At 66.6% G+C, this 6,000-nt stretch carries 5 protein-coding genes; 1 reads left to right on the top strand and 4 read right to left on the bottom strand.

Translation table 11 applies throughout. From position 1 onward, the window contains the following. Window positions 1–3: 3 nt before the first annotated feature. On the bottom strand, window positions 4–837 hold the full coding sequence (locus tag N5D62_RS23710; RefSeq protein WP_279760418.1) for a BPL-N domain-containing protein: 834 nt from the start codon (window positions 835–837) through the stop codon (window positions 4–6). 145 nt (window positions 838–982) lie between these two features. Here N5D62_RS23710 and N5D62_RS23705 point away from each other — a divergent pair, with 145 nt between their 5' ends. Beyond that, entirely contained in the window at window positions 983–1,603 is a 621-nt protein-coding gene (locus N5D62_RS23705) for a PEP-CTERM sorting domain-containing protein (RefSeq protein ID WP_279760417.1), read from the top strand. Window positions 1,604–1,739: 136 nt separating this feature from the next. On the opposite strand, the gene N5D62_RS23700 is transcribed toward N5D62_RS23705, so the two are convergent. The 3 genes from N5D62_RS23700 to N5D62_RS23690 form a co-directional block, all read right to left on the bottom strand. Next, a complete protein-coding gene (locus N5D62_RS23700) occupies window positions 1,740–2,663 on the bottom strand; it encodes a peptidoglycan-binding protein (protein ID WP_279760416.1) in 924 nt (307 codons plus the stop codon). 165 nt (window positions 2,664–2,828) lie between these two features. Further along, entirely contained in the window at window positions 2,829–4,067 is a 1,239-nt protein-coding gene (locus N5D62_RS23695; protein WP_279760415.1) for a protein kinase, read from the bottom strand. A 160-nt stretch (window positions 4,068–4,227) separates the two neighbouring features. Further along, window positions 4,228–5,865 carry a hypothetical protein gene (locus N5D62_RS23690; protein WP_279760414.1) on the bottom strand — a complete coding sequence of 546 codons (1,638 nt, stop codon included), beginning with the start codon at window positions 5,863–5,865 and terminating at the stop codon, window positions 4,228–4,230. Between the last annotated feature and the right edge of the window lie 135 nt (window positions 5,866–6,000).

The following is a 6,000-nucleotide window of genomic DNA, read 5'->3' as shown; positions in this document are numbered from 1 at the left end:
CGTTCAACGACCGAGATGCTGGACCAGGTCCTTGAAGAGCGGCCGGCTGGGGCGCTGGGCCGGATCCGCGTCGATGTCCTCGAACCAGGCATCGCCGGCTTCCGGATGCGGGCCGCTCAGGACCATGAGGCCGGCGCCGTGGGAATAGCGCGCGACGGCGATGTCGCCGTTCTGGTAGCGGGCGATGACCTTGAATCGCTGGTCCCACTTGTTCTCGGGCAGGAAGGGGCCGTCCTGGAAGAAGACGTACTCGGGGACGCCCTGCCAGACGACGCGCACGACGGCGTCGTCGATCGTCTTCACCGGAAAGTTCGGGCGGCCCGCTTCGGCGTCGAGGACCTGCGGGATGAGCGCGATGCCCGACGCGTCGGCGAGATGCGCGCCCATGCACAGGCCCAGGTAACGGCCGCCGTTCACCACGTACTGCTTGATGGCGGCGACGCGTGACGCGCCCAGAGCCCGGAGCGCGCCCGGGATGTCTTGGCCGCCGCCGGGTTGAACATAGATGTCGTAGGTGCTCAACGATGCCGGCGTCACGTCCGACGCCTCATCCGGGCCGAGGTATGCCACCTCGTATCGCTTTCCCAGGCGCGCGAAAGCGGCCTTCACCGCCTCGGCGCAGTCCTCGCAAGCCGCCGCGCCGCGATAGACCGCGACTCTCACGCGCTCATCCGCGGCGAGGCAATCGCCGGCCCTCCACAACGAGGCGCCCAGGATCAAGAACAGGAGCGCGGCGCGGACACCGGTCGACAACAACGGAAGGGCGGTCATGCTTCTCAAGGAGCGCTTCGGAGCGCGCGGAATCTCAGGCGCGAAGGAGTTCACGGCAAGCAGCATGCCCGATGTGTCGGATTTGTTGACGTTCTTGTCCCTAACTTTAGGGATTCGGAAATAAATATCAATCGAATCAATGGGTTGCGCGTCTGGCACGGTCGTTGCGAAGGGTAGGGCATCCGCAACCTCCCTCCTGCAAGGCCTCCCAATGAAAACCAAGATCGCCGCTCTCCTCGCCACCCTGGCTGTCGCCGGTGCCGCCCAGGCCGCGCCGACCTACCTGCCGGTGGGCGCGCAAGCCAACGTCAACATCAACACCATCGTCAACGGCGGCTGGACGCAGTGCTACGTCGGCACGATGAACCTGTACGTCGGCGACAGCGGCGAGAACGTGCTGAACGCCTGCACCGGCGACTACCTGATGATGGCCGGCCGCGAAACCGGTTCCGACCTCTTCCTGTCGCTGGCCGCCGCGCTGCGCGCCGACACCATCGTCAACACCGGCGCCGGCACGAGCAACACGCACGAAGCCAACGGTGCCAACTGGTACTTCGCGCCGGACTGGTCGTGGGGCTTCACCGCCGCCGGCGACTCGGTCTCGCTGAGCCAGTGCGACGTGTCGGACAGCCCGCTGTCGATGTGCCTGCACACCGTCAACAACGCGGGTGGCTATCGCATCAACAACATCACCGGCCTGAACGGCAGCACCGCTTACGAGAAGGTGTTCTTCCAGGCTTCCGCCGCCGAAGTGCCGGAGCCGGCGACGCTGGCCCTGGCCGGCCTTGCGCTGGTCGGTGTGGCCGCGTCGCGTCGTCGCAAGTCGGCCTGATCGGCCTGATCGCCCACGAGGGCGATCGCACGGAGGGCCGAGGTCCTCCGTCCCCGACGGCCCTGATGAGACAAAGCCCCCGGCGCTAGCCGCGGGGCTTTTCTCTTTTGACCCGCGGTGGCTGGCGGCGAGCCCCTCAAGCCGCGGCGAACTCCCCGAGTCCCCAGTTCCCCAACTGGTACACGCGCCCGCGGAACGTGGCGCCGCCGTTCGCGATCGTCAGCTTGCGTCCGCGCACATCCTCCCGCCAGGCCGGCGACGACAGGTCGGCGACGCGATTGGCCAGGCGCCGACGCATGTCGGATTCCTGGATCGTCCCGGCCAGTGGCGCGAGCTCCGCCACGGCCTGCACGCGCGAGGCACCGTTCTGCACATGGCAGTCGAAGGCGAGGGCCACGCCCAGTTCGGACGCCAAGCGCAACTTGCGGGCCGTCGCCGCGGCGGGGACGAAGTACGCGTCATACGCGCGGTGCATCTGCAGCCGTTGGATCACCGGCTCCTGCCCGAGCCTGGCGAACGCCTGTTTCCATTCGGGCGGCACCGTCGCCTTGTTCGGGCCCGAGCTGATGCTGTCGGCCCACGCCACCTGCGCGGCGCGGGGCATCGCCATCCGGGCGCGCCAGGTGGACGCCAATGGCCCCAGGTTGCGGTCCAGCGTGCCGGGCGACGCGGCTTCAGCCTCGGCCAGCAGTTGCTGGATCTCCCCGTTGGACAGGGTGAAGCCGATCACGCCCCAGGTCAGGCCGGCACCGTCGAAGTTGCCTTGCAGCAGCCCGAACCCGTGGCCTTCGAAATCGGCGGTGATGCCCAGGCAACGTTCGAACAGCGTCGGCAGCGCGTCATGCGTGAGCTGCTGCCAGGTCGGCGTGTCCACCTGGCCGGTCACCGGCAGGAAGCGGGCGGCTTGCAGCCGGCTCAGCGCGGTCGCGGTGTCGTTGCCGAAGTCGCCGTCGACGAAGGTCGCGGCATCGCCCACGAAGAACTGTTGACGCAGCGCCTCGAGCTGGATGCGCCGCGCGATCTCGCCGCGCAGGCCCTTGGCGAACCAGATCCTGGACATGGCAGCCCCTCGGGAACGATGGAGCCGATCACGCTAGCAAGAATCCGTCGCGCGTGGCGGACGGCGGCGACGCCGCATCCTCAATCGGAATGAGGGGCGATGGCGACCGAGTGGGGAGTTGGCGATGCCTAGCGTTTTCGGGGCGTCGTGGGCCGCTGACCCGTTCTAGGAGGCGTCCAGCTCCGCATGGATCTGTTTGAGGAAAGTGGCTTCCACGGCGTGCGCGAATGCGATGTCGAACTGCGGAGCCTCCAGCGGCGTCCGATGCAGTTCCGTTCTTTCGCCGGCGTAGGTCGCGGCAACGACCAATTCATTCCCCACCGCCTCGATCCGGAACTGAATGTAGGGCTGAAGACTAGAAGGCGGAACGAAGGCGAAGCAGTGGTGGGTCACGGCCCAGCGCTCTCCCACGTTGATTCTCTGATCGGTCTGCATTGACCTCAGCGCTCCCAACTGGCCGGATGTAGCCATGGTGTGCACAACTGAGCCGATCTCGTTGATTGCGCCTTCAAAGCTGCTCGTCAACTTCGCCTTGGTCATGAGCGACTGCGATTGCACCAGCGTCTGCACGCTTTCCTGAAGTTCCTCCCGGGTGAGCGGCGTTTTGGTATCGCCTGACTGAATGCGGACAAGCTCGTCACGAAGGGCGCCCGCTGATTGCCATCTCCGGTCCAGCGCATGCTGAAACGCGGTGTCGAAGACTCTCTTCAATTGCCGCTCGCGCCAATCGTCATCCAGCCGCCTGAGCGCCTCTTTGGTTGAATCGACCTGATGCGGCAAGCGCTCCTGACCATCCGTCAGAACCGCCGGTACTCGCCCTGTAAGCGCGTAAAGCAGCACACCCGCGCAGAAGGTCACGTCGCTGCGAGGGTCCCGCTTGTCAGCTGAATTGGGGGCGAGCTCGGGCAGGCGGAGAAACCTGTTGCCGACCTCCTCATCAAGTCCCGTGGCATTCGGTGCGACATCGCTTCGGTTGAACGAGAGGCCGAAGTCCACGAGCACCGGGGTCCTCGGGGCGCTCAGGGCGCTCGCGCGCAGGATGATGTTGTCGGGCTTGATGTCTCGGTGGACGATGTCGGATTGATGGCAGCGATCCACGATGTCCAGGAGCGCAATCGTGAATTGGAGTGCGTCCTGAAGACTCAACGGGCCATGCGCTTCGACGTGGTCCCCGAAGGGCGTGCCGGCGACATGCTCGGTCACGAGGTAGAGCTTGAAGGCGAGGTCGTCGAACTTGTGGGCATTGGTCTCTATCAACTTCGGAATGTCCGGATGTTGAAGCGTCTGGTAGGCCGCCACCTCGCGATACATCCGTCTTCGCCGGCCAGCGTCGTTCTGGTGTTTGAGGATCTTCAGGAATCGCTGCTCCGGCGCGCTTCCATCCTTTCGGACCACGACTTTCACGTCGCCTTGCCCGCCTCCTTGACCATCAGAGACGCTTGTCCAGTTCTCATCCCACTTGCGTGCGTCTTGATGTGCGGCCGAAGCACTTGAAGGCATCTTTTCTCCTCGGCGATCGTTCTTATCTCGGGCTCTCATCCCCGGCGAGACAGCCTGTCGCGTCCTATCGCAGCCGCTCCATGAAGCTCTGCTGCTGCGGCCATTCCTGATGCTCGGTCACGCGGTTCTTCTCGAGCGAGGTGAAGGTCTTGAGCTTGTGCTCGTCGGTCTTGCGCATCGCGCGCGCGATCGAGTCCTTCACCGTGTCGATCAGCGTCGTGACGGTCTTGCTGTCCTGCACCGTCGTGGCGTCGTAGTTGCCGCTGTCGCGGTCCAGCGTGAAGCTGCGCGAGCGCTGGAAGCTCGCCGTCAGGTCCTCGGTCTGCGACTGCTGGATCGACAACCCGCCGGTCGCGCTGTTCGGACGCGTCGTCGTGGTCTGGCCGATCTTGTATTCGGCGTGGCCTTGCTCCTTGACGCTGCCGATGCGGCTGGTGCGCTGCGAATCGGCGCTGAAGCTCGCCTGGAAGTCCGCCAGGCCGCTCTGCATCGCCTGCGCCTGCGAGCGCAGGCCCTCGCTCATCGACGCCACGGCCGACGTCGCCGGATCGGTCGGGTCACCGTCCTGCGCCGGCGTCTTCAACGGCTGGACGACGAGGCTGGCGATCGCCTTCTTCTTCGCATCGCCGGCGGCGTCGGCGGCGTTGTCCTTCGTGTCGGACGGCGGTGCCTGCAGCGCCTTGAACGCGTCCTTGAAGGCCTTGGTCATGCCGGCATCCGCATGGCTACGCTCGGTGGCGTCGTCGATCTGTTTGAGCAACTGGTCGATCGCGGACCGGCGTTGCGCGCCGTTGGACGCGCCGAGCGGCGTCGCCGCGTCGACTTCCATCGACATCTCGCCGCTGGTGGTCTGCAGGGCCAACGACTTCTTGTCCGCGCCCAGGTGCATCGAGAAGGACTTCATGACGCCCGGCACGTTCGCCGGTGCGTTCGGGTTCTCGATCTTCAGGTCGAGCTGCGACAGCACGCCGCTCTTGTCGAAGGCGGCCAGCTTGGACAGGTCCAACGTCGGCAGGCCTTCGCCGAGGCCCTCGAGCGCCTCGTCCAGACCGTCGGCGAGTTCCGCCAGCGCCTGGCGCTCGGTGCCGCTCAAGGTGCCGGAACTCGAGACCTCGACCTGCAGCCCGCGGGTGCCGCCGTTGTCACCGTTGTTGACGTCGATCTTGAGCTCGACCGTCTGGCCGGACCGGGTCTGGATCTTCAGGTTGACGGTGGCGGCGTTCGTGGCGACGCCGCCGACCGCCTCGTCCTTCAGCGCCGCGGCCGCCGCCACCGGATCGGTGCTGGCCGTGGCGTCCACCGCCCCGGCCTCGCCGGGCGGCGGCACGTAGTCCGCGAGCGTCTGCTTGTAGCCGGCGCCGGTGTCGGCGAGTTGCTTGAGCAGCATGCCGCCCAGGCCGCGCCAGCGGTCCGACAGCGTGTGCGCGTCCTTGCCGCTGTTGCGCGCCATCAGCTCGCTCAGGCCGTCGTCGCCGGCCTTGGCCCAGACGCGCTGAGCGCCCAGGCCCGGCGTCTTGGGCAGCCCGTAGACGAGCCCGTCGTCCGCGCCGGCGTCCAGCGTGACGCGGGTGCGCGCGGCGTTCATCGTCGTGTGGTCCTGGCGCGCCTGCGTCGTCGAGAACGGCGCGCGGTAGGTCGTCGCCGTCCGGCTGGCGGCGATGCGGTCCAGCAGGCCGGAGCCCGTCGAGGAAATCGAAGTCATGCGAAACGCCTCCCTGGCGGCTGTCCCGCGTCGCTCTCATGGCGGTGGCGGTGATCCCTTCGCTATCGGCGGATGGGAGGGGAACTTGAGGTTGTTTCTTCAGGGGAGGGGCCGGACAGGTGTCCCGAATTGCAT

It is taken from the genome of Mitsuaria sp. GD03876 (assembly GCF_029840635.1).
GTDB lineage: Bacteria > Pseudomonadota > Gammaproteobacteria > Burkholderiales > Burkholderiaceae_C > Roseateles.
The sequence above is the reverse complement of the archived record's forward strand: the minus strand, read 5'-3'. Positions and strand labels throughout refer to the sequence as shown.